Annotated in this window: 24 protein-coding genes; 14 read left to right on the forward strand and 10 right to left on the reverse strand. The window is 63.9% G+C overall.

Annotated features, from left to right (window positions below):
* Positions 1-36: 36 nt before the first annotated feature.
* The gene (locus ACPPVP_RS20540; RefSeq protein ID WP_426537523.1) at positions 37-1,539 is read right to left on the reverse strand and encodes a replicative DNA helicase; all 1,503 of its coding nucleotides are present in this window, start codon (positions 1,537-1,539) and stop codon (positions 37-39) included.
* A 304-nt stretch (positions 1,540-1,843) separates the two neighbouring features.
* Positions 1,844-2,008, reverse strand: a complete 165-nt coding sequence (locus tag ACPPVP_RS20545; protein ID WP_426538461.1) for a hypothetical protein — start codon at positions 2,006-2,008, stop codon at positions 1,844-1,846.
* Positions 2,009-2,111: 103 nt separating this feature from the next.
* On the opposite strand from ACPPVP_RS20545, the gene ACPPVP_RS20550 reads away from it, so the two are divergent.
* Positions 2,112-2,318 carry a transcriptional regulator gene (locus tag ACPPVP_RS20550; protein WP_426537525.1) on the forward strand — a complete coding sequence of 69 codons (207 nt, stop codon included), beginning with the start codon at positions 2,112-2,114 and terminating at the stop codon, positions 2,316-2,318.
* A 21-nt stretch (positions 2,319-2,339) separates the two neighbouring features.
* On the opposite strand, the gene ACPPVP_RS20555 is transcribed toward ACPPVP_RS20550, so the two are convergent.
* Entirely contained in the window at positions 2,340-3,590 is a 1,251-nt protein-coding gene (locus tag ACPPVP_RS20555) for a class I SAM-dependent methyltransferase (RefSeq protein WP_426537527.1), read from the reverse strand.
* Between the two features lie 260 nt (positions 3,591-3,850).
* Here ACPPVP_RS20555 and ACPPVP_RS20560 point away from each other — a divergent pair, with 260 nt between their 5' ends.
* From ACPPVP_RS20560 to ACPPVP_RS20570, 3 genes are all read left to right on the forward strand, one after another.
* Positions 3,851-4,852 (forward strand): hypothetical protein, encoded by a 1,002-nt coding sequence (locus tag ACPPVP_RS20560; RefSeq protein ID WP_426537529.1) that lies wholly within the window; start codon positions 3,851-3,853, stop codon positions 4,850-4,852.
* A gap of 106 nt (positions 4,853-4,958) precedes the next feature.
* Positions 4,959-5,564 (forward strand): TetR/AcrR family transcriptional regulator, encoded by a 606-nt coding sequence (locus ACPPVP_RS20565; RefSeq protein ID WP_426537531.1) that lies wholly within the window; start codon positions 4,959-4,961, stop codon positions 5,562-5,564.
* The gene (locus ACPPVP_RS20570) at positions 5,561-6,025 is read left to right on the forward strand and encodes a PaaI family thioesterase (RefSeq protein ID WP_426537533.1); all 465 of its coding nucleotides are present in this window, start codon (positions 5,561-5,563) and stop codon (positions 6,023-6,025) included. Before ACPPVP_RS20565 ends, ACPPVP_RS20570 begins: the two co-directional genes overlap by 4 nt.
* Before the next feature lie 153 nt (positions 6,026-6,178).
* Here ACPPVP_RS20570 and rplI read toward each other — a convergent pair whose 3' ends face one another.
* The 4 genes from rplI to rpsF form a co-directional block, all read right to left on the reverse strand.
* On the reverse strand, positions 6,179-6,775 hold the full coding sequence (gene rplI, locus ACPPVP_RS20575) for a 50S ribosomal protein L9 (protein WP_426537535.1): 597 nt from the start codon (positions 6,773-6,775) through the stop codon (positions 6,179-6,181).
* 52 nt (positions 6,776-6,827) lie between these two features.
* Positions 6,828-7,799, reverse strand: a complete 972-nt coding sequence (locus ACPPVP_RS20580) for a hypothetical protein (RefSeq protein ID WP_426537537.1) — start codon at positions 7,797-7,799, stop codon at positions 6,828-6,830.
* A 126-nt stretch (positions 7,800-7,925) separates the two neighbouring features.
* Positions 7,926-8,165 carry a 30S ribosomal protein S18 gene (rpsR, locus tag ACPPVP_RS20585; RefSeq protein WP_002711478.1) on the reverse strand — a complete coding sequence of 80 codons (240 nt, stop codon included), beginning with the start codon at positions 8,163-8,165 and terminating at the stop codon, positions 7,926-7,928.
* A 5-nt stretch (positions 8,166-8,170) separates the two neighbouring features.
* Positions 8,171-8,647 carry a 30S ribosomal protein S6 gene (gene rpsF, locus ACPPVP_RS20590; protein WP_247515827.1) on the reverse strand — a complete coding sequence of 159 codons (477 nt, stop codon included), beginning with the start codon at positions 8,645-8,647 and terminating at the stop codon, positions 8,171-8,173.
* A 332-nt stretch (positions 8,648-8,979) separates the two neighbouring features.
* Between rpsF and ACPPVP_RS20595 the strand changes: the two genes are divergently transcribed.
* The 9 genes from ACPPVP_RS20595 to gmk all read left to right on the forward strand — a co-directional run bounded on the left by ACPPVP_RS20595 (position 8,980) and on the right by gmk (position 17,541).
* The gene (locus ACPPVP_RS20595; protein ID WP_426537539.1) at positions 8,980-9,705 is read left to right on the forward strand and encodes a TetR/AcrR family transcriptional regulator C-terminal domain-containing protein; all 726 of its coding nucleotides are present in this window, start codon (positions 8,980-8,982) and stop codon (positions 9,703-9,705) included.
* Positions 9,702-10,727, forward strand: a complete 1,026-nt coding sequence (locus tag ACPPVP_RS20600; protein WP_426537541.1) for a fatty acid desaturase family protein — start codon at positions 9,702-9,704, stop codon at positions 10,725-10,727. The genes ACPPVP_RS20595 and ACPPVP_RS20600 overlap by 4 nt, the downstream gene beginning before the upstream one ends.
* 103 nt (positions 10,728-10,830) lie before the next feature.
* Complete coding sequence (fabD, locus tag ACPPVP_RS20605) at positions 10,831-11,784, forward strand: ACP S-malonyltransferase (protein ID WP_426537543.1); 954 nt, start codon at positions 10,831-10,833, stop codon at positions 11,782-11,784.
* A 21-nt stretch (positions 11,785-11,805) separates the two neighbouring features.
* The gene (gene fabG / locus ACPPVP_RS20610) at positions 11,806-12,543 is read left to right on the forward strand and encodes a 3-oxoacyl-[acyl-carrier-protein] reductase (RefSeq protein WP_426537545.1); all 738 of its coding nucleotides are present in this window, start codon (positions 11,806-11,808) and stop codon (positions 12,541-12,543) included.
* Between the two features lie 301 nt (positions 12,544-12,844).
* Positions 12,845-13,084, forward strand: a complete 240-nt coding sequence (locus tag ACPPVP_RS20615) for an acyl carrier protein (RefSeq protein WP_008969609.1) — start codon at positions 12,845-12,847, stop codon at positions 13,082-13,084.
* 97 nt (positions 13,085-13,181) lie between these two features.
* Positions 13,182-14,447, forward strand: coding sequence for a beta-ketoacyl-ACP synthase II (gene fabF, locus ACPPVP_RS20620; RefSeq protein ID WP_426537548.1), 1,266 nt, complete (start codon positions 13,182-13,184; stop codon positions 14,445-14,447).
* A gap of 127 nt (positions 14,448-14,574) precedes the next feature.
* Complete coding sequence (gene mltG / locus ACPPVP_RS20625) at positions 14,575-15,870, forward strand: endolytic transglycosylase MltG (RefSeq protein ID WP_426537550.1); 1,296 nt, start codon at positions 14,575-14,577, stop codon at positions 15,868-15,870.
* A gap of 126 nt (positions 15,871-15,996) precedes the next feature.
* Positions 15,997-16,884 (forward strand): YicC/YloC family endoribonuclease, encoded by an 888-nt coding sequence (locus tag ACPPVP_RS20630; RefSeq protein WP_426537552.1) that lies wholly within the window; start codon positions 15,997-15,999, stop codon positions 16,882-16,884.
* A 3-nt stretch (positions 16,885-16,887) separates the two neighbouring features.
* Complete coding sequence (gene gmk, locus ACPPVP_RS20635) at positions 16,888-17,541, forward strand: guanylate kinase (protein WP_426537554.1); 654 nt, start codon at positions 16,888-16,890, stop codon at positions 17,539-17,541.
* An 18-nt stretch (positions 17,542-17,559) separates the two neighbouring features.
* Here gmk and ACPPVP_RS20640 read toward each other — a convergent pair whose 3' ends face one another.
* A complete protein-coding gene (locus ACPPVP_RS20640) occupies positions 17,560-18,732 on the reverse strand; it encodes a hypothetical protein (protein WP_426537556.1) in 1,173 nt (390 codons plus the stop codon).
* Positions 18,733-18,984: 252 nt separating this feature from the next.
* On the opposite strand from ACPPVP_RS20640, the gene ACPPVP_RS20645 reads away from it, so the two are divergent.
* Positions 18,985-19,425, forward strand: a complete 441-nt coding sequence (locus ACPPVP_RS20645) for a hypothetical protein (protein ID WP_426537558.1) — start codon at positions 18,985-18,987, stop codon at positions 19,423-19,425.
* Between the two features lie 58 nt (positions 19,426-19,483).
* Here ACPPVP_RS20645 and ACPPVP_RS20650 read toward each other — a convergent pair whose 3' ends face one another.
* On the reverse strand, positions 19,484-19,978 hold the full coding sequence (locus ACPPVP_RS20650; RefSeq protein WP_426537560.1) for a hypothetical protein: 495 nt from the start codon (positions 19,976-19,978) through the stop codon (positions 19,484-19,486).
* A 34-nt stretch (positions 19,979-20,012) separates the two neighbouring features.
* Positions 20,013-21,371 carry a caspase family protein gene (locus tag ACPPVP_RS20655; protein ID WP_426537562.1) on the reverse strand — a complete coding sequence of 453 codons (1,359 nt, stop codon included), beginning with the start codon at positions 21,369-21,371 and terminating at the stop codon, positions 20,013-20,015.
* Positions 21,372-21,582 lie beyond the last annotated feature (211 nt).

Here is a 21,582-nt window from a genome sequence, read left to right on the forward strand (position 1 = left end):
CGGAACGCGGTGGTTCAACCGCGCTGAGGGCCGGCCTTAGGGCACCCGGTAGGGTAGACCATCCCCTTCGACGAAATCACTAAACCGCGTGAATTGCCCTTCGAATTGCAGTGGGACCGTACCCGTTGGTCCGTGGCGCTGCTTGGCGATGATGACCTCGGCCTTGCCGTGAGCGAGCTCCATGTCGAGTTTCCACTTCTCGTGCTCAGGTGTACCGGGCTTGGGTTCCTTGTTCTGCAGATAATATTCTTCGCGGTACACGAACAGCACGACGTCGGCGTCCTGCTCAATCGAACCGGATTCACGCAAATCGGCCAATTGCGGATGCTTGTCGTCGCGGTTTTCGACCTGCCGCGATAGCTGCGACAGTGCGATCACCGGAATATTCAGCTCCTTGGCCAGCGCCTTCAGGCTGGTCGTGATCTCGGTGACTTCCTGCACGCGGTTGTCGTTGCCGCGCTTGCCCGAGCCCTGCAGCAGCTGGATGTAGTCGACCACGATCATGTCGAGGCCCTTCTGCCGCTTCAGCCGCCGCGCGCGCGCCGTCAGTTGCGAAATCGAAAGGCCGCCCGTCTCGTCGACATAGAGCGGCAAATGCTCCAGCTTGATGGTGTAGTCGCGTATCCTTTCAAACTCGTCCTGTTTGATCCCGCCGCGACGGATCATGCTGGACGCAATGCCGGTTTGCTCGGCGAGAATACGTGTCGCGAGCTGCTCGGCCGACATTTCGCAGGAGAAGAAGCCGACAATGCCGCCATTGACCGACTTCATGGTGCCGTCGACCTGAACTTCTGACTGGTGCGCTTCGGCAATGTTATAGGCGATATTGGTTGCGAACGCGGTTTTGCCCATGCCGGGGCGTCCGGCGACGATGATCAAGTCGGATCGCTGCAGGCCGCCCATCTTTGAGTCGAGATCGCGCAATCCGGTAGAGATGCCGGACAATTTTCCGTCGCGCTGATAGGCGTTGGCCGCCATATCGAGCGCGACCTTCATCGCCTGCGAGAAACGCTGGAAGCCGCCGTCGTAACGGCCGGATTCGGCGAGTTCATAGAGCTGTCGCTCGGCATCCTCGATCTGCGCGCGCGGGGCAAAATCCACCGGTGCGTCGAAGGCGACATTGACCATGTCCTCGCCGATCCGGATCAAGTCGCGTCGCAGCGCCATGTCATAGATGGTGCGGCCGTAGTCCTGCGCGTTGATGATCGTGGTGGCTTCGGCCGCCACGCGGGCGAGGTATTGGCCAACCGTCATGCCACCGATATCGGTATCGGCAGGCAGGAAGGTTTTCAGCGTGACGGGGGTCGCGACCTTGCCCATCCGGATCAAACTGCTGGCGGTCTCGAAAATGGTCTGGTGGATCGGTTCGAAGAAGTGCTTCGGCTCCAGGAAGTCGGAAACGCGGTAGAACGCGTCGTTGTTGACCAGGATGGCGCCCAGCAGGCTCTGCTCCGCTTCGATATTGTGCGGCGCGCTCCGGAAAACGGGAGTTCCCGCGTCGGGAGCGAGTTTGAGGACGTTCGAATCAGTCAGAGCCATGGCGTCAGGTTATGCTCGTGATTTTTGGTGTTGCCAGCATTTCCGAAGAAGGGCGGCGATAAAGCGCCCGTCCCGGGCAAAGCGGAAGCGAAAGCTCGGCGCTATGCACCGTTCTTCTAAAATGTGGATGAATCCGTCTGGCCCACGGCGTGAAGCTTGACGGGCTTTCGGCCAAAACGAGGCGGTTCGGGTGCGTTTTCCGCGAAATGCCAGGTAAAATCTTAGGATAGCCTGAACCTTACCGCGACTTGGGCAGACCTATCCGAACGCGTGGGATGTTTTCGGGCCGCGCCTTAAGCGTTGATCAAACCAGCATCAGGTAGACGAACGCGAACAAGGCGGCGCCCACCCCGATTGCGATCAAGGCGTAGTCGATCCTGATGTCGGAATCGAATGGGGCTGGGTAGGTCTGCCGGTTCATGGCGGTGATGTACGACGGGCCGCCGAGGGCCTCTGTGAAGTAGATCACATCGGGTGTGATTTTCTTCGTCGCAGAATGGATTGGTTACGAAAATCGGGAACGGGCCGGCGATCTTCGAGTTGCCAGCAGTAACGGACCGGAAGGACAGGCGATGGGTCAGCAAATCCCGGGATGGCGATCGGCGAGCGGCCAGCGCATGTGGCTGTCGATGCTGATCGACGCGATGGACGCGATTTCGAGCCCGGAACTGCGTGCCGTACCCTGTGACGAGCAGTTGCTGGCCACGGTGCGCGCCCAACTTGCCCGTCCCGCCTATGCTCGTACGCCCTATGGCTCGGCCTACAGCCTGCGGAACTGACGCCACCCTGATGAGGGCGGCCTATTCGCCCGCCAACTGCAGCCGCGACTGCCTCCCGAGTTCCATCCCGCGCAGTCTCGCTTCTTCCCGGGTCATGTAATCCCGCGTCATCGGCACGATCCCCTGACGCCGGGTCAGCTGGATCTGGAAATTCATCAGGTTTTGCTTCCGGAACGACATTTCCGACGCCGCCAGGTAAAACTCCCACATGCGGGCAAAACGCTCGTCATAGAGGCGCACCGCCTCTTCGCGCCGCGCCATGAAGCGGTCGCGCCAGGCCTTTAGCGTTTGCGCATAATGCAGCCGCAGGATTTCGATGTCGCAGACCAGAAGCCCTGCCTTCTCGATCGCGGGAACGACCTCGGAAAGGGCGGGGATATAACCGCCCGGGAAGATGTATTTCGTGATCCATGGGCCCGTCACATCGGGACCGGTCGAACGGCCGATCGAGTGCAGCACCATGACGCCGTCGTCGCTGAGAAGTTCGGCGCATCGCTTGAAAAAGGTTTCATAGAAGTCGATGCCGACGTGTTCGAACATGCCAACCGACACGATCCGGTCGAACGGGCCGGCGATATCGCGATAGTCGCTGGGCAGGAATCTGGCCGAACCCGTTAGGTTCTTTTCGGCGGCGCGGGCGTTCGAGGCCAGCAATTGCTCTGATGACAGCGTGATGCCGGTGACGTCGGCGCCGGTCATTTCGGCCAGATAGAGGCCGAGGCCGCCCCAGCCCGAGCCGATGTCGAGCACGCGATTGCCGCGCCCGATCAGGAGCTTGGCGGCAAGGTGGCGTTTCTTGGCGAGTTGGGCATCGTCGAGCGTCGTATCCGGCGTTTCGAAATAAGCGCAGCTGTATTGCCTGTCGGCGTCGAGGAACAGGGAATAGAGCCGCCCGTCGAGATCGTAGTGGTGGGCGACGTTGTTTTTGGCCCGGCCACGCCAATTGAATTGCCGGGCGTGCCGGCCAAAATAACGCAGCCACCATTGCAGCTTGGCCCAGCGCGGCACCATTTCGGGCTGATTGAGCAGGATCGCCAGTGCGTCCGCGATCGAGCCGTTCTCGACCACGAACGTGCCGTCCATATAGGCCTCACCCAGCGCCAGTTCGGGATTGAGGAGAATGCGGCGCTGGGTCCGTTCGGTTAGGAACCGCGCGGATACCGGTCGGCCGGTTCCGTCACCGCAGGTGAATTTGGCTCCGCTCGCGGCCGTAAATGTCATCGTGCCGCGGCGAATGAACTGACCCAGGAAATAACGCAACAACCGGTCCATCGAAGCACCAATGGAGCGAGCAACCGTCACACCGGCACAGCCTGGAAAGGTTTGTTCCAAGGATGCACCAACAAAAACATAAGTAAGATGATGTCGTGGCACTAGTGCGTTGGAGTCAAAGCGGATATTCACAAATGTCACACTCACGCAGATGCGTACTGGGCGCGCTTCCATTCGCGCCATAATCGGCTAAAAGGTGACCCCGCCGCCGGCCACGTCATGCGATGCCGGTAGCGATTCCAGGTCTGGAGAAGCAGGGAATGTTGAGCCGAGCGCTCAGTCTAGCGACGGTGACACTCCTGATCGGCTGCCTCACAGCAGGCGTGGCGCAGGCGGTCGAAAATCTCGACGCTGGCAAGAGCCCGTCCCAGATATTCTCGAACACCTGCAGCGCCTGCCACAAGAGCCCGCGTGGCCTGTTGAAGAACACGCCAGCTTCGTCGTTGCCGGGGTTCCTGCGCCAGCACTACACGACCGGTACCGACATGGCCTCGGTGCTGTCGTCGTATCTGATATCCAACGGGGCCTCCGACCCCCGGTACCAGAGCAAGGATCAGCCGAAGCAGAAGGACGCCAAGCCGGACGGAAGGCCGGATCAGCCCGACCGGCTCGGTCGCCGGCAGCCGCCAGCCGCATCTGCGCAGGAGGCTTCCCGGCCGGACACCGATGGAGCACCGTCGCGAGGCGAGGGCGCGCGTCAGGGCCGAGACGCGAAGCGGTTGGCACGGCCGCACGCAGCGCCCGAAGCCGCCAACCCTGTAGATGGGCAGGCCCCGGTGCGGGCATCTACCGACAGCAAATCGGGCTTCAGGCAGAAGCAGGGCAGACGAGGCAAGCCCGTAATCGAAGAACCGCGGAAAACCGAGCCGGCAGCCCCCGGCGATGCCGCGCAGGAAGATCCGTCTCGGGATGCCGCCAAGGCTGAAACTTCCGCGACAGATTCCGGCAAGACCGATCCAGCCAAGACCGACGCAGTCAGGAGCGACGGCGACAAGCCGGCCAGCGAGTCGGAAAAGCCGGCACGCGAGGGCAGGTCCGACTCCGCTAAGGTCGATGCCCCCAAGGAGAACGTCGGCAGCGAACTCAATCCGCTCCGGCCTGATCCGGTGCCGCCGGCCACCCCTGCACCGCCAGCTTCGGCGGCGACCGCGCCTGACCCGTCCGCGAGCCCCTCGGAAACAACACCAGCGACGCCTCCGCCGGTGACGGCTACGGCGCCGGCGGTGCCTGCCGGTCCGCCCGCGCCGCCCGTCTCGCGATAGATCTTCAGATTTCCAAATGTCGCCATGTCGCCAATAGTGTTGCTTGACCAGACCTAGAGTATTACTCTAGAGCAATAATCCAGTACGTGAGGAAGGATCAAGGCGGGTGACCACGGCACGCGAGGATCTGCTGGCGGCAGGATTGGCGGTGTTCGACCGCGACGGTTTCGAGGGCGCCACCGTGGCCGCCATCAGAACCCGCGCGCGGGCGTCCAATGGCAGCTTCTTCCATTTCTTCGGATCGAAGAAGGAACTCGCCGGCACGCTGTTCCTGGAAATTCTCATCCGTTACCACTCGACCGTCATCGCGGCGGTCGATGAATCCTGTGGGGCGCGGGAAGGCGTGGCGCGGCTGATCCGCGCGCATCTTGCATGGGTCGTCAACTCCCGGCGCGAGGCGCGCTATCTGTTCGAAATTTCCCGCAGCGAATGGACCGAGGAGATCCGCGGCGCGCAGCGCGCACAAAATTCGCGTCTTGCGGAAGCCGTCCAGCGCTGGCGCGCGCCGCTGGTCGAGCGCGGCGAATTGCTGCCGATGACACCGTCACTGTTCTTCAGCCAGATTATCGGCCCGGCGCAGATTTTTTGCCGCGCATGGCTGTCGGGGCGCGATCGCGCCGATCCCAGAGAGCAGGCCGACATCCTGATCGCCTGCGCCATCCGCGCGGTGGTCGCGCCCGATGCGATCCATAAACCGGGAGAAACCGTATGAACGTGAATAACGATCCCGACTTCGCGCCGATTGCGACCCGTATCCGCGACAATGTCGGCCGTCAGGGCTTCATGACCCATATCGGGGCGGAACTGTCCGAGCTGACGCGCGGTACGTGCACGCTTGCGGTCGACCGCCGGCCGGAACTGTTGCAGCAGCACGGCCTGTTCCATGGCGGCGTCACTGCCTTCCTGGTCGATAACGCCACCACGATTGCGGCCGCGACATCGCGGGGGCAGTCGGCACTGACGGCGGAATACAAATTGAACCTGCTGTCGCCGGCGGTAGGCGAGCGTTTGATCTGCCGGGCGCGCGTGATCAAGCCCGGACGTCAGGTCGCTGTGGTTGCGGCCGACGTGTTCTGCGTGACCGATGGTGTCGAGAAGCACACGGCGACCGCGTTGGCGTCCATTGCCATGCTTGACGAGAAGGCGGCGGCCAGAATCCCAAGCCCGGCCTGAAGGGGCCGGGCTTGAAAGGCAATACAACACTATGTGTTCGACCCTCATGGTGAGGAGGCGCGTAGCGCCGTCTCGAACCATGTGGCCCCGTCTGTGGCCTGCATCCTTCGAGACGCCGCTACGCGGCTCCTCAGGATGAGGATCGATGACGCGTTACTTCTCGGTCGGAGCGGGCGCCGGCTCGTCGTCGTGCTGGGCTTCCGGATCGAAGAACTCACCGGCGGCGGCCAGCGCCTCGGCGGCGGCATCCTGGTCTTCCTGACGGGTCGAGATGTCCTCGCCGCGGTTGATGCGCTCGGCCTCATCGGCGCTGCGCGCCACGGTGACGCTGACGCTGACTTCGACTTCCGGATGCACGGCGATGGCGATCGCGTGCTTGCCGATGGTCTTGATCGGCGCATCGAGCAGGACCTGGCTGCGGCTGATGGTGACGCCGTCGGCCTCGAAGGAAGTGATGATGTCGCGCACGCTCACCGAGCCGAACAGCTGGCCGGTCTCGGAGGCCTGACGCAGCACGACCACGTTGCGGCCGTTGATCTTCTCCGCGACCTTGGTCGCTTCGCCCTTGGCCTTGAGGTTGTTGGCCTCGAGCTCGGCCTTCATGCCGTCGAACTTGGCGCGGTTGTCGGCGGTGGCGCGCAGCGCCTTGCCGCGCTTGAGCAGAAAGTTGCGGGCAAACCCGTCCTTGACGCGGACGACTTCGCCCATCTGACCGAGCTTGGCAACGCGTTCCAGCAAGATGACTTCCATTTTAATCTCCTTTTGAGTGTTCGATATGCGGTTGAAGTGAATGGTTGCAGTTTCAGGATGCGGGCAGAGGCGGCGGCTTGCCGCGCAGATAGCGTTGGCGAAGGCCAAAGACCGCGTCAGCGAGCCCAAGCGCGATCATCGCCAGCACCGGCCAGCCGAACGCGACGACGATCGCGTAAGTACAGCAGAGCCAGAAGACCCGGCTCTTGAGCGCCAGCGTCAGCGTGTGCAACACCGCAAAGCCGGTGAGGCCGTAGGCCATCATCAGCGCGGTCGTCGCGATTTGCGCGAACATCGCGGCGAGCCCGCCGATAAAGCAAAAGGCCAGCGCAACCGACAGCGCCACCAGCGTCATCGGCGGTAATTCCGCGCTCTTCAGATCGGGCCACGGCCGGTGCAGCCGGCCGGACGTCGCCGTGATCTTGCCGGCGAGCCAGAGGTTCAGCGTCAACGTCATCATGGCGACGATCGTTGCAGCCGCCGGCGCGATGATGGCAAGCGCCGCGACCCAGCGTTCGATATCGCCCGCCGACGCCGCATCGCGGGGCCCCAGAATTCGCAAAAGGCCGCGGCGCAGCGAGTTGGTGATGGTCTCGGCATCGGTGCCAAGCGTCAGCATGGCCGCGATCGTGGTCAGCGCGGCAAAGCCGGCGATCCAGAGCAGGATGCGGCCGATCGGATACCATTCGAGCTGGAGCGCAGCGGGCGCCGAACCGCCTTCGGGGGCGGTGGCGGGTAGCGGCCGTCCCAACAAGGCGAGATGGCCGAGCCACCAGGCAGGCAGCGCAACGGTCATGACAAAGGCGATGCAATAGGGCAGGCCGAAGATCGTGCCGAGGCCGGAAGCGGCGACAGTGCCGCCGACCGTCGCTGCGATCGGTCCCCATCCCAGGGCCGCCACCATCAGCGGCAGCGGCGACAAATAGAACAGCAGCAATGAGATCAACGCGCCCGAGATGATCGAGGCGAACATCAGCGCCGACGCGCAGCCGGCCGCAAGACCAATGAGGATAATCGCGATCATCAGCTGTCCCGCCCCCTTGAGCGGTTAGGGGTCTATTGGACCCCAACCATCGGCGACCGGACGACCCGGAAGCCTTATGAATAATAATAACGACCGGCGGCGTGGATGCCGCCGGTCGAAGATGTCTTAGCGAATGACGTAGGGCAGCAGGCCGAGGAAACGCGAGCGCTTGATGGCGCGCGCGAGTTCACGCTGCTTCTTGGCGGAGACGGCCGTGATGCGGCTCGGCACGATCTTGCCGCGCTCGGAGACGTAACGCATCAACAGCTTGGAATCCTTGTAGTCGATCTTCGGCGCATTCGGACCCGTGAACGGGCAGGTCTTGCGGCGACGGAAAAACGGACGGCGTGCACCAGCTTCAGCCATGATTCTTACTCCTCTTCCGTCGCTTCGACAGCGGCGTCTTCGCGCGGACGGCGCGGGCCACGGTCGCCACGGAAGCCACCGCCTTCACGATCGCCACGGAAGCCGCCTTCGCGGTCACCGCGGAAACCGCCGCCGCGATCGTCGCGCTCGCGGTCACGATCGGCCTTGCGCATCATCGCCGAGGGACCTTCCTCGTGCTCTTCGACGCGGACGGTGAGGTAACGGATGACGTCTTCGGAGATCCGCTCCTGCCGCTCGATCTCGGTGACCGCGGCGGAAGGCGCATCGATGTTCATCAGCACGAAATGTGCCTTGCGATTCTTGTTCATGCGATAGGTGAGGGAGCGTACGCCCCAGTTCTCGGTCTTGGTGATCTTGCCGCCGAGCCCTTCGACGATGCCCGTCATCTGGGTGGTCAGCTCTTCGACCTGCTGGGTGCTCGCATCCTGGCGCGCGAGAAAAACATGCTCGTAAAGAGGCATGGGTGTCCTTTCCTAGTGTTGGCGCGGTTCCCGGCGGCAAGCCCTTCGAGACCTTCGGAAAGGACTCGGGATAAGCTCAGAAGGCGGAAGCACGGGACGACGGGCCGACTGGCCCTGCCACATCAATCCAAAGGTGAGATTGCTGAGACCGTCCGTTCAGCTCCCGGCCGGGATCCACGGATGCGCGGTTTATAAGGATTTTCGGCGGGCTGGCAAGGCTTCTTGCGGGGGCGGAAAGGGGGTGGCCATCCCACGGCAGACGGCCAGCCAGGGGCCTGATCGGTTGACATATTTGTTTGTATATCATACAAACAGTAAGCGAGAGGGTAAAAATGGCTCCCAAATCCGTTCAGACAGATGCCGAAACGCCATCCGGCGACCCCAAGCACGCCGCTCGTGCAACCCGTTCGGCCGGGCGCCAGATGCGCTCGCGGCTGCTCGACGGCGCCAGCCGGCTGTTCAAGGAGCGGGGCCTTGCCGGAACCTCGATCTCGGACATTGCCGCGGCCGCGGACGCCTTTCCCAGCCAGATCACTTATTACTTCCGTACCAAGGAAGCGCTGTTCGTCGAAGCTGCCTGCCGCGACGTGTTGTATGTGGCGCGCGCGGCCGAGCAGACCGCATTGCAGGCCCACACGCCGCGGGACTACACCCGCGCACTGGTCGAGACCGTCACGGCGACGGATGCGGTCGCCTTCTTTACCGAAGCGCTCACGCTCACCCGCCGCCGCCCGGATCTCGCGCCGCTGGTGGAACGCACCATCGAGCGGCTGCACGGCGAGGGGCTGCGCGCCTATACCGGCCAGATCGAACGGCATGGCTGGAAGAGCCTGCGCGATCCCGACGCCAGCTCACGCCGGTTCTGGGCGCTCGCCATCGGCGTGACGGTCGAGGGCCATGCCATGGGCCGATCGACCGAGGAAATGTGCGCCGAGATGCTGCGCGTGCTGGGCGATCAGGCGACGACGAGCACCAGCGGCGACAATACGCGGCTACGTCTCGTCGGCGACCGTGATGCACCCGATTCAGATTCACCTGACAGGGAGAGATCGTCATGACCGCGCTTCGCATGCGTGCCCGCGACTTCCTGAGCGAGGACCAACTGATCACCGTGCGCCAGCGCGTGACGTGGAAGGGGATCGCCCTGATCGCCCATGCATGGGCGCTGATACTGGGTTCGATCGCGCTGGTGGCGTGGTGGCCCAATCCGCTGACCTTTCTGCTGGCGGTCGGCATCATCGGCTCGCGCCAGCTCGGACTTGCGATCCTGATGCATGACGGTGCGCATGGATGTCTGTCGGCGGACGAGAAGGTCAACCTGACGCTCAGCCAGTGGTTCTGCGCCTATCCGATCTTCGCCGAAACCCGCGCCTATCGCCGCTATCATCTGCAGCATCACGCGCGTACGCAGCAGGAAGACGATCCGGATCTGATTCTTTCAGCGCCGTTTCCGATCACGGGAATAAGCTACCGCCGCAAGTTCCTGCGCGATATCACCGGACAGACCGGTTATCAGCAACGCAAGGCGCAATTGCTGAATGCGCTCGGACCGAAGGAATGGCCTCTCGCGCAACGCGCCGCGCATTTCTGGGAGAAGCTCGGTCCGCAGCTTGTCGTCAACGCCGTGCTCTTTGCGGCCCTTGCCGCCGCTGGTGTGTGGTGGGCCTATCCGCTGCTATGGCTGTTGCCGCTGCTCACCTGGCAGATGGTCATTACCCGGATCCGCAACATCGCCGAACATGCAGTCGTTCCCGACTCCAGCGATCCCTTGCGCAATACCCGCACCACGCACGCGAATTTCCTGGAGCGGTTGTTCATCGCGCCGTACTACGTCAACTATCACCTCGAACATCATCTGTTGTTCTACGTGCCCTGCTACAACCTGCCGCGCGTTCACCGCATACTCAGTGAAAGCCGGTATTCAGATCGCATGGAGGTGCAGCCCAACTACGCCACCGTGCTCCGGATGGCGACGGCGAGGCCAAGCCATGAGGACCGGCCGGGCAACGTCGTGAGCAGCGCACGCCGCGCCCGAGCCGGGAAAGAGGTTGGCGGCGACCAGCAAGCGGGCGGCTTCTAGAGACCGCTCCGGGGCTTGAGCCTGTCCCGGCGATTCCGCACCGCGGCTTGACATCCCGGCCTCGGTCAGTGTCTTACGGCCCCATTCGAACGAGGGAGCGCCGATGACGGCTGCATTTACGTTTCCGGGGCAGGGTTCCCAGGCGGTCGGTATGGGCAAGGCCCTGGCGGAGGCCTTTCCGGCCGCGCGGGCGGTATTTGACGAGGTCGATTCGGCGCTCGGCGAGAAGCTGACCGCCATCATCTGGGACGGTCCGGCCGAAACCCTCCAGCTCACCGAAAATGCCCAGCCGGCCCTGATGGCGGTCTCGATCGCCACGCTGCGCGTGCTGGAGACCGAGGCGGGCTTTTCCGTGGGGCGGGACGCGGCCTTCGTCGCCGGCCATTCGCTCGGCGAATATTCCGCGCTGGCAGCCGCCGGCAGCCTCAGCGTCAGCGATACCGCGCGCCTGCTGCGTACCCGCGGTCTTGCGATGCAAAAAGCGGTGCCGGTCGGCGCCGGGGCCATGGCGGCACTGCTCGGGCTGGATTATGAGGCCGCGATGGCCGTTGCCGGCGAAGCCGCGCAGGGGCAGGTCTGCCAGGCCGCCAACGACAATGGCGGCGGACAGGTAGTGGTGTCCGGCCACAAGGCCGCCGTCGAGCGTGCGCTCGAAATCGCCAAGACCAAGGGCGCCAAGCGTGCAATGCTGCTGCCGGTGTCCGCGCCGTTCCATTGCAAGCTGATGCAGCCCGCGGCCGACGCGATGGCGGCGGCGCTGGCCGAAGTAACGATCAAGACGCCGGCCTCGCCGCTGGTGTCGAACGTGCTGGCGGCGCCGATTACCGATCCCGACGAGATTCGTCGCCGCCTGATCGAGCAGGTCACCGGCACCGTGCGTTGGCGCGAGTCGGTGGCTTACATGGCGGCGCATGGCGTCACCCGGTTCTTCGAAATCGGCGCCGGCAAGGTGCTGAGCGGGCTGGTCAAGCGCATTGCCGACGGCGCGGTCGGCGTGTCGATCGGGGGACCCAACGATATTGCGGCGGCCAAGGACGCATTGGCGGCTTCGGCCTGAAGCTCCCGGAAGGAGACATTGATGTTCGATTTGACGGGCAGGACGGCGCTGGTGACCGGCGCGACCGGCGGCATTGGCGGGGCGATCGCGCAGGCGTTGCATGGGCAGGGCGCGACGGTGGCGATATCTGGAACGCGCCGCGAGGTGCTGGATTCGTTTGCCGCCAAGCTTGGCGATCGCGTCCACGTGCTGCCCTGCAACCTTTCCGACCGCGCGGAGGTCGAGGCGCTGGTGCCGGCGGCGGAAGCCGCGATGGGCCAGGTCGACATCCTGATCGCCAATGCCGGCATCACGCGTGACAACCTTTTTGTGCAGTTGCGTGACGAGGATTGGGACGACGTCATCCAGATCAATCTGACCGCGACCTTCCGTCTCGCCCGCGCCGCAACCAAACTGATGATGCGCAAGCGCTTCGGCCGGATCATTGCGATCACCTCGATCGTCGGTGTGACCGGCAACCCCGGACAGGCCAACTACACCGCGTCGAAGGCCGGAATCATCGGCCTGATCAAGACGCTGGGTGCGGAATACGCCAAGCGCAACGTGACCGCCAACTGCATTGCACCGGGCTTTATCAAGACGCCGATGACCGACGCGCTCAACGACAAGCAGCGCGAAACCATCCTGACGAAGGTTCCTGCGGCGCGGCTGGGGACGCCGGAGGACATCGCCGCGGCGGCTGTCTATCTCGCCTCGAACGAGGCCGCCTACGTCACCGGCCAGACGATTCACGTCAACGGCGGAATGGCCATGTTTTGAGCCAGTTGTCGCCCCGATCGATGCGGCCTAAGTCGTTTCCCGGGGCGGTTGAGGCTTGTAGTCAAGGCTTGGGAAGTATGGTAACCGAACCCCCGACGGATGGGCAAACAAGGCCATTGCAGGATTTTGAAACCCTGTATATTGGCGTGGCAACGCCTGCCGTTCGCCGGGGCTTTGTCGGCTACCAACGTGCCGAATCAAGACTATGCGATAGCGAAGGAAGTTTAACGACCACGATAGCTCGTAGCGTTTCTGAAGCGTCTTGGGGTCGGGTCCATTGGAACAAGCACGAGGTTGAACGATGAGTGAGATTGGCGAGCGGGTTAAGAAGATTGTGGTCGAACACCTCGGTGTTGAACCCGACAAGGTTGTCGACAACGCAAGTTTCATCGACGACCTCGGCGCCGACAGTCTCGACACCGTCGAGCTTGTGATGGCATTTGAAGAAGAGTTCGGCTGCGAGATTCCCGATGACGCCGCCGAGACGATTTTGACCGTCGGCGACGCCACGAAGTTTCTCGAGAAGAACGCGAAAAGCTGACGTCCCGGGCGGGTAGAGACAGAGCCGGACGGGCCGTTTTCCCACGGTCCCCCGGTTTCTTGTTTTGGGCCGGCATGTTCGGGCTGGAGTTTTTGATATGAGGCGGGTTGTCGTCACGGGGCTGGGCATGGTTACGCCGCTCGGCTGCGGCGTTGACACAACGTGGGCGCGTATCCTCAACGGCGAAAGCGGCGCCAGGACGATCGATACATTCGAAGTCGCCGATCTTGCGAGCCGGATCGCTTGCGTGATTCCGCGCGGCGACGGCAGTGACGGCACTTTCAATCCCGACCAGTGGATGGAGCCAAAGGACCAGCGCAAGGTCGACGACTTCATCATCTTTGCGATGGCCGCGGCGCGCCAGGCGCTCGACGATGCCGACTGGCATCCTTCGACCGAAGAAGACAAATGCGCGACCGGCACCCTGATCGGCTCCGGGATCGGCGGCCTGTCCGGCATCGCCGACACGGCGCTGCTGCTCAAGGAACGCGGGCCGCGGAAAGTATCGCCGTTCTTCATCCCGGGACGCCTGATCAATCTCGCTTCCGGCTACGTCTCGATCGAGCACGGCCTCAAGGGCCCCAACCATTCCGTGGTGACGGCGTGTTCGACCGGCGCGCATGCGATCGGCGATGGTGCGCGCCTCATTGCGCTCGGCGACGCCGACGTCATGGTCGCGGGCGGAACGGAATCGCCGATCTGCCGGCTGGCAATGGCGGGCTTTTGCGCCGCGCGCGCGCTCTCGACCGGCTACAACGAGACGCCGCAACGGGCCTCGCGGCCGTATGACAAGGATCGCGATGGGTTCGTGATGGGCGAGGGCGCCGGCATCGTGGTGCTCGAGGAATATGAGCACGCGAAAAAGCGTGGTGCGAAGATCTATGCGGAGGTGGTCGGCTACGGCCTGTCGGGCGATGCCTATCACATCACCTCGCCGGCGCCGGATGGCGATGGCGGCTTCCGCAGCATGAGCGCGGCGATCAAGCGCGCCGGGATTTCGATATCCGATATCGACTACATCAACGCCCACGGCACTTCGACGCAGATCGGCGACGAGATCGAACTCGGCGCCGTGGAGCGGCTGCTCGGCAACGCCGCTTCCAAGGTGTCGATGTCGTCGACGAAATCGTCGACCGGGCACTTGCTTGGTGCCGCTGGCGCGATCGAGGCCATTTTTAGTATCCTTGCGATTCGCGATAACGTGGCTCCGCCCACCATCAATTTGGAAAATCCGTCGGTGGAAACGGCAATCGACCTGGTGCCGCAGACGGCGCGCAAGCGCGAGATTAACGTCGCGCTGTCGAATTCCTTCGGTTTCGGGGGCACCAATGCCTCCGTGATCGTTCGGCGGGTGGCTGACTAGCAAGTGTTTATAACTACTCCACCGTTTTGCCGTATTCGGCGATGACTTCTACATGCGGGCGTGTGCTATCGGCTGGGCAAGGGAATTGTCCGGCCGCGATTGAACCGACAGGATTCAGGTTGCATCGATGAGTGAGAGGCCGCCCATTTCACCGCGAAGTCCGCGCGCCGCGCTGGAGCCCGAGCAGGTGCCGCCGCCGCCGAGGCGGTCGGAGCGCGCCCGCAATCCTTTCGTGGTGGTCGGCAATGCCATCATCACCATCCTGATCATTCTGATGATCGGGGCCGCAACGGTGTACTATTACGGCAGGCAGATGCTGGAGACCCCCGGCCCGCTGCAGGACGACAAGATCGTCAACATTCCCTCGCGAGCCGGCAAGCGCGACATCGCCGACGCGCTGCTGCGCGAGGGCGTGATCAACGTCAATCCCTGGGTATTCATCGGCGGCGTGTTTGCGCTCAAGGCAAGTTCCGACCTCAAGCCGGGCGAATATTCCTTCCAGAAGAAAGCCAGCCTGCGCGATGTCATCGCCACCATCGTCGAGGGCAAGGTGGTGCAGCACTCCGTCACGATCCCTGAAGGCCTGACGTCCGAGCAGATCGTCGGGCGGCTCGTCGACAACGACATCTTCGCGGGCTCGGTGCGGGAAATGCCGCGCGAAGGCACGCTGCTGCCCGAAACCTACAAATTCCCGCGCGGCACGACGCGCGAGCAGGTGATCCAGCGCATGCAGCAGACCCAGAAGCGGGTGCTCGCGGAGATCTGGGAACGCCGCAATCCGGACGTTCTGGTCAAGTCGCCGGAGCAGCTCATTACACTGGCCTCGATTATCGAGAAGGAAACCGGCCGCGCCGACGAGCGCAGCCGCGTCGCCGCCGTTTTCACCAATCGCCTGCGGCAGCGGATCAAACTGCAGTCCGACCCGACCATCATCTATGGCCTCGTCGGCGGCAAGGGAACGCTGGGCCGGCCGATCAAGCGTTCCGAAATCACGCAGCCGTCGCCCTACAACACTTATGTCATCGAAGGCCTGCCGCCCGGACCGATCGCCAATCCGGGCCGCGCCTCGCTCGAAGCCGCCGCCAATCCGGCGCGCACGCGCGACCTCTTCTTTGTCGCCGACGGCACCGGTGGACACACCTTCACCGAGACCTACGACCAGCACCAGAAGAACGTCGTCAAGCTGCGGGCGCTCGAAAAGCAGATTCAGAACGACACCGTCGAACCGTCAGAGGATGCGCCGCCGCCGACGGCGGCCGGAGGACCGGCCGATACCAATCCAACCGCGACCACGCCGCGGCCGGGGGCACCGGCGAAAAAGCCGCCCGCCCGTCCTGCGGCGCCTACGCCTGCGCCCGCGACGGCACCCGCCCGCCAGGGTGCCGCGCAATCGACCACGACGCCGGCGGTGGTTCAGCGCTGACGCCGGCCAGTTAAGTCGGTATTTCCGCTATAGCCGGAACGTAATTCCACTTTGGCGGAAATCGGCTTAAGGTCGCGCCGTTCCTTTCGAGTCTCGAAATCCCTGTCTTTCGGAGAGTATTACGCGATGGCGCTATCGAGCATGACCGGTTTTGCCCGGAGCCACGGCGCCAGCGGCACCTATACGTTCGAATGGGAACTGAAGTCCGTCAACGCCAAGGGCTTTGACCTGCGCTTGCGCCTGCCGCCCGGCTGGGACGAACTTGAGGCCTTTGCCAAGAAACGCGCCGGCGAGGTGCTGTCGCGGGGCACGGTCTACGCCAACCTCAGCGTCAAGCGCGCCAACGCAGTCTCGACCATACGCATCAATGAAGACGTGCTGGCCTCGATCGTGAAGGTCGCGGGCGAACTCGCCGGCAGGATCGACGCGGTGGCGCCGAGCATCGATGGGCTGCTCGGCATCAAGGGCGTCATCGAAGTCGTCGAACCCGAAAGCGACGAGGCGGAAGACAAGGCAGCAAAGGATGCGGCAGCCACAGCCTTCGAGCAGGCGCTCGCTCAACTGGCCGAAATGCGCCGCCGCGAAGGCGTGACGCTTGGGCAAATCCTGATCCAGCGCATGGATGAAATCGAGAAGCTGGCGAAAAAGGCCGAGGCCGCACCCGGCCGCAAGCCGGAGGCGATCAGGGCGCGGCTGGCCGAACAGGTGGCGGCGCTGCTGGAGACTTCCGAACGCTTCGATTCCGACCGGCTCAATCAGGAAGCGATCCTGATCGCGACCAGGGCCGACATCCGCGAAGAGCTCGACCGCATCGCTTCGCATGTCGCGCAGGCCCGTGAGATGATCGGCAAGGGCGGACCGGTCGGCCGGCGGCTCGACTTCCTCGCCCAGGAATTCAACCGCGAGGTCAACACCTGCTGCTCCAAATCGAACGATCTGGAATTGACCCAGACCGGGCTCGAGATGAAGAACGTGGTCGAGCAATTCCGTGAGCAGGTTCAGAACCTGGAGTAACCGATGACGGCTGGAGGTTTCGACGGGGTGGAACGGCGAGGGCTGATGTTCGTGCTGTCGTCGCCTTCGGGCGCGGGCAAGACCACGCTGTCTCGCTTGCTGCTTGAGCGCGAGCCGGGCCTGAAGATGTCAGTTTCAGCGACGACGCGTCCGATGCGACCTGGCGAGGTCGAGGGCCGCGACTATTTCTTTGTCGACAAGCCCAGATTCGAAACGATGGTGAAGCAGGGCGAATTGCTCGAATGGGCGACAGTGTTCGACAATCTTTACGGGACGCCGCGTGCGCCGGTCGAAGCGGCATTATCGGCGGGACAGGACGTTTTATTCGACATCGACTGGCAGGGCACCCAGCAGCTGCATCAGAAGGCGAGCGTCGATGTCGTCCGGGTGTTCATCCTGCCGCCATCGGCCGCCGATCTGGAGAAGCGGCTGCACACGCGCGCACAGGATTCCGATGAGGTCATTCGCGGCCGCATGAGCCGCGCCACCCACGAACTCAGTCACTGGGCGGAATACGACTATATCGTCGTCAACCATAGCGTCGATGACGCGTTCGCCGAGGTGCAGTCGATCCTCAAGGCCGAGCGGCTCAAGCGTGAGCGCCGTACCGGCCTGACCGAGTTCGTTCGCAAGCTGCAGCGTCAGCTGGAAAAATAGCCGCCGCTTCCGCCTCCGTCAGTTCTGCGCGCTGCGGGCGAGCCGGGACAGCATTTCCGTCACCTGCAGTTCCTGCTCCCGATCCTGGGGCACGTGCCGCCGCTCCTGGGGCGGGCGTGGCCGCTCCTGCGGCACGCGCGTCGTCCGTTCCTGAGGCACGCGCGTCCGCTCTTGGGGTACCCGCGGCCGCTCTTGCGGTACGCGTGCACGCTCCTGAGGCGCGCGCGTCCGGTCCTGCGGCACGCGTGGATTGGACACCCCTCCGGTGCGCCGCAGCCCGGCGTCCTCGTCGCGGAACATCGGTTGCGGCGAACGCCGCTTTGTCTTTGCGGAATCCCACATCGCGCGGCGCTTGCGGCGCATGGCGCGACGTGCCCGCATGCGGCCGATCCGCACGATCGCGCTGACCGTGAGGCCGGCCAGCGCGAGGGCTGCGGCCATGACCAGAAGCAGCTTCTGCAGCGATGCGGTCGGCTTTGCCGCCGCCGCGTCCGCTGCGGCGACGGGCATAACTTGATCGACCGCGGGCTGCTGCACTGCCTCGGCCTGCGGCGGCTGGGCTGCGGGCGGGCTGGCGGCGGCGACCTGGAGATCGGTTGAATTGAGTGAAGTGCGCGTCGCGGTGGGAGCGTCATTCCATCGCATCGAAGACAGCGGCGCCGGCGCCAGCACGTTCGGCATGGCTGCGCGCGGATTATTTTGCACGGCCGGGGCGGGAGCCGCCGCAACCGCTCGTTCGACTCTGGCGGGCGAATTTGGTTCGGCGCGGGGTTGCTGGGAAACCCATTCGGCACGCGCGTCGGCGATCGACTTGCGCGTGATCGTTCGTTGCTGCGGCGACGCCGGCTCCTCTGCTGCCGAAGCTGCGGCTGGCGGAGAGGTTGCGGCTGGCGCCGAAGCCGGCGGCGCGGCGCGCGCGAACTTGTCGTCGGCCGCGTCGCTCTCCTCCCGGAGATACCAGCACTGACGTTTGGTGACGCGGTCGATGCGATAGTACCAATGGCTGCCCGAGGGAGTCGCGCCCTTCGGCGCCGACAGGCAGCTGTCCGCGCCAGCCTGAGGCGCTTGCGTGGCGGCTTCCGCAGTTGTTGAAATGACCTGGGCCCGGAGATCCGTCATGGCGGCCAGATTGGCTCCCGCCACAACACCGGCAAACAGCGCCGGAGCGAATTTCACGGAACGGTTCGACATGCACAACCCCGGCAACGCAACGCAACACGACTCTCGACGTCCTTAATCTGGTCAGAGACTTGGGTGGCAATGAGCCGCAATTTCGGAGCATATGGGGTATAATTGGGGCCAGCCGGTCGCCTCAATTGAGGCCGGCCTAAACCCTCGAAAAACCAGCGAAAAACAGGGGCTTTCCGACGGCCTGTCGGCTACTGTTTAGAAGCTGTCCAGCGTCCGGTACATCCGTCCGATCGCACGAAGGAACCGGAGCCGTTGCGGGCCGAGAAACGGCCGGTACTGGTCCAGCTCAAACCCTGCACCGATCCCCCGGTCCTGGTGGCGCCATTGGGGCTGACCGATCCGGAGCTCAAGTCGCCCGAAATCCTGCCACCGGAGATGACAAATCTCTCGGTGCTGCTACCGCAAGGCGTGCCCACGGCAACGGCAACCCATGAGCCGTCGAAATTGCCGCCGCCACCGCCGGAGCCTTCGCCCCCGCTTCGGCGCGATGCGCGGCGCGGCTCGTCGGAGTCGGGATTGGCGCGCCGCGCCGCCTTGGAAGGTTCGGCCGAGCGCGGCTTCTCGCGCGAACCGGACAGAGATTTTTCGTCGTTGCCGATGCTGCCGCCGGCGCTGCCGGATTGCGCCAGCGCCGCGCCTGATATGGCGACCGAGATCAGGAGCGGGCAGAGGCAAATTCCGATCGAACGTTGAGCCACGTATTCCATCATGACCTGTTCCAAATATTTCCCGGCCGTGGCGAGCCACCGCGCTATTGCTTCGATGCCGTCCATCTTCCGGTGCAGCCGTCGGACTGCCGGAACGTTCCGCCGCCGCTGCGGCCGGACAGGCGGCCGGTGGTGATGACCGTGATGCCATTGCCGGTGGAGGTGCCGTACACCCGCCCGTCGGGACTGACGGTGCCCCGGGCGGTCTGACCGATAATCTTGCCGCTGGTGACGACGACCGCGTTGCTGCTGGTGCCCTGACAGGTCACGCCGACGCCGCTGACGATCCAGGCGCCATCGAAATTGTTGCCGCCACCTCCACCGCTCTTGCGTCCGGCGCGGCGCGGTTCGTCCGGCTCGCCCTCGTTGCGTCGCGCGGGTTTTGAGGATTCGCCCGAGCGTGAACCTGACAGCGATTTTTCATCGTTGCCGATGCTGCCGCCGGCACTGCCGGATTGGGCATAAGCAAGGCCGGAGCCACACAGCAGCGGGATTAACAGGGCAAGGAGCGGGATCGAACGTCGAATGGCAGTTTGCATGAGCAGGTGCTTCCAATATCGCGAACAAAAAAATCTAGCGGCCGGACCCGTCGGCACAGACCGCGCCAATAATGCGACAGGATTTGCCAGCCTTGCCGCACTCGTCAAGCGCCGCCTTCCTGGCCAGCTGAACGGTGTCGCGCTGAATCAGCGACCACGACGCGTCCGAGATCGCGAACGCGCCGCATCGGGAGCCATAGAAACTCAACTCCATCGGACATTTGTTGGCGCCGCACTTGCTGCGGGCGTCGTCGATGGCCGCCCGGCGCGAAGCGTGATTCCATGACATTCCCCATTTGTCGCCGTCAGGCCCGTAGACGATCGAGGCCCACGGTTTCAGATCGTCCATCTTGCGCAGCCGCGTCAGCACACCTTCGGTGGCTTCACCATTCGGCGTCATCTTGACCTTGTCCTGAAACTTGGAGATCGCCAGGCGCATGCCGTTCTTGCCGTCCAGCGGCTCCGGGTCGTAATTCAACTCGAACAGTCGGTCGCTCAATTCGCGCAGCAGCACGGGATCCCTGATCGGTATACGATCGGGATCGGGACGCAGCGTCGAGGCCGGCGGGTCGGGCTGTGGCGCGACCGCGAGCTGTTGCGACGACGCGGCCGGGGCAGGGGCCACGAAATAGAAATTGCCGTCAATTGGCGAGGAGGACACCCAGGGCTGTTGCGATCCGCCGGTCTGGCGCTTCACGGCGAGGCCGACCTGGTTGAAGGTCTGGAAGATGTCGAGCCCGGCCTGCTTGATTGTCCCGGCCAGCGCTTTTGTATAGGGGCTGTGGCCGTCGGTGCCGTCGAGCGCGACATTGCCGGGCTGCGTCGCGTAAGAAATCAGCGTGCCCTCCGGGGCGCGCATCTGCGCGAGGCCGCCGTCGGAGGCGCGCAATCCGCGGGCGCCGAACGGGTTGTTCCGGCAGGCATCGAGGATCACCATGTTGAGACGCGTGCCCGAGCCCTGCATCTGGCGCAGCACGAGGTTGACGTCCACCATCTGGAAATCGACATCGGCCTCGCGCGTCGGGTTGGCGCTGACCGGAACGAGATAGTTCGCGCCGGAGACCTGCACGCCGTGGCCGGCATAATAGAACAGCGCGACGTCGGCGCCCTGAACCTGGCGGCCGAAATTCTGCACGGCCAGATCCATCGCCGGCTTGTCGAGATCGAGCTGCGCGCGGCCGCCGATCAGCGTGAAGCCGAGCGTGCCGAGCGTCTCGGCCATCAGCGCCGCATCGTTGCGGGGATTATCGAGCCGGGTGACGTTTTGATAGGCGGAATTGCCGATGACCAGCGCGACGCGCTTTTCCGCGGCGGCGGGTGCTGCGAGGGTGAGCGCCAGCCCTGCCGCCAAGGTTGCGATTTTCCAGATTTTCCCGCTGAAATCCCCGCCCATATCAAAAAAAGCCCTTAATGAAATGACGGCAGATTATCAGGCGGCGCGCACTGCGAAAAGCGGGGCAGTGTCGCAAACAAGGGGCTGACGGGGCAGGGTATGCCGGTGCCCCGATACGCGTCAGTTGTTTTCAATTGGTGTGGGCCAACTATCGGATACGACATGGCGATCTCGCGGCGCGTTGCGCCCGAAGTTATGCGATCTACGGTAC

Origin of the sequence: Bradyrhizobium sp. McL0615 (genome assembly GCF_049993905.1) — a bacterium.
Lineage (GTDB): Bacteria > Pseudomonadota > Alphaproteobacteria > Rhizobiales > Xanthobacteraceae > Bradyrhizobium.

What these genes read in the sequence shown, in the direction of transcription:
- ACPPVP_RS20580 (WP_426537537.1), bottom strand. Translation starts at nt 7,799, where the DNA reads ATGATCGCGATTATCCTCATTGGTCTTGCGGCCGGCTGCGCGTCGGCG.
- ACPPVP_RS20630 (WP_426537552.1), top strand. Translation starts at nt 15,997, where the DNA reads ATGGCGCTATCGAGCATGACCGGTTTTGCCCGGAGCCACGGCGCCAGC.
- fabD (WP_426537543.1), top strand. Translation starts at nt 10,831, where the DNA reads ATGACGGCTGCATTTACGTTTCCGGGGCAGGGTTCCCAGGCGGTCGGT.
- fabG (WP_426537545.1), top strand. Translation starts at nt 11,806, where the DNA reads ATGTTCGATTTGACGGGCAGGACGGCGCTGGTGACCGGCGCGACCGGC.
- mltG (WP_426537550.1), top strand. Translation starts at nt 14,575, where the DNA reads ATGAGTGAGAGGCCGCCCATTTCACCGCGAAGTCCGCGCGCCGCGCTG.
- fabF (WP_426537548.1), top strand. Translation starts at nt 13,182, where the DNA reads ATGAGGCGGGTTGTCGTCACGGGGCTGGGCATGGTTACGCCGCTCGGC.
- ACPPVP_RS20600 (WP_426537541.1), top strand. Translation starts at nt 9,702, where the DNA reads ATGACCGCGCTTCGCATGCGTGCCCGCGACTTCCTGAGCGAGGACCAA.
- ACPPVP_RS20560 (WP_426537529.1), top strand. Translation starts at nt 3,851, where the DNA reads ATGTTGAGCCGAGCGCTCAGTCTAGCGACGGTGACACTCCTGATCGGC.
- ACPPVP_RS20615 (WP_008969609.1), top strand. Translation starts at nt 12,845, where the DNA reads ATGAGTGAGATTGGCGAGCGGGTTAAGAAGATTGTGGTCGAACACCTC.
- rplI (WP_426537535.1), bottom strand. Translation starts at nt 6,775, where the DNA reads ATGGAAGTCATCTTGCTGGAACGCGTTGCCAAGCTCGGTCAGATGGGC.
- ACPPVP_RS20570 (WP_426537533.1), top strand. Translation starts at nt 5,561, where the DNA reads ATGAACGTGAATAACGATCCCGACTTCGCGCCGATTGCGACCCGTATC.
- ACPPVP_RS20555 (WP_426537527.1), bottom strand. Translation starts at nt 3,590, where the DNA reads ATGGACCGGTTGTTGCGTTATTTCCTGGGTCAGTTCATTCGCCGCGGC.
- ACPPVP_RS20595 (WP_426537539.1), top strand. Translation starts at nt 8,980, where the DNA reads ATGGCTCCCAAATCCGTTCAGACAGATGCCGAAACGCCATCCGGCGAC.
- gmk (WP_426537554.1), top strand. Translation starts at nt 16,888, where the DNA reads ATGACGGCTGGAGGTTTCGACGGGGTGGAACGGCGAGGGCTGATGTTC.
- ACPPVP_RS20655 (WP_426537562.1), bottom strand. Translation starts at nt 21,371, where the DNA reads ATGGGCGGGGATTTCAGCGGGAAAATCTGGAAAATCGCAACCTTGGCG.
- ACPPVP_RS20550 (WP_426537525.1), top strand. Translation starts at nt 2,112, where the DNA reads ATGGGTCAGCAAATCCCGGGATGGCGATCGGCGAGCGGCCAGCGCATG.
- rpsF (WP_247515827.1), bottom strand. Translation starts at nt 8,647, where the DNA reads ATGCCTCTTTACGAGCATGTTTTTCTCGCGCGCCAGGATGCGAGCACC.
- ACPPVP_RS20540 (WP_426537523.1), bottom strand. Translation starts at nt 1,539, where the DNA reads ATGGCTCTGACTGATTCGAACGTCCTCAAACTCGCTCCCGACGCGGGA.
- ACPPVP_RS20640 (WP_426537556.1), bottom strand. Translation starts at nt 18,732, where the DNA reads ATGTCGAACCGTTCCGTGAAATTCGCTCCGGCGCTGTTTGCCGGTGTT.
- ACPPVP_RS20650 (WP_426537560.1), bottom strand. Translation starts at nt 19,978, where the DNA reads ATGCAAACTGCCATTCGACGTTCGATCCCGCTCCTTGCCCTGTTAATC.
- rpsR (WP_002711478.1), bottom strand. Translation starts at nt 8,165, where the DNA reads ATGGCTGAAGCTGGTGCACGCCGTCCGTTTTTCCGTCGCCGCAAGACC.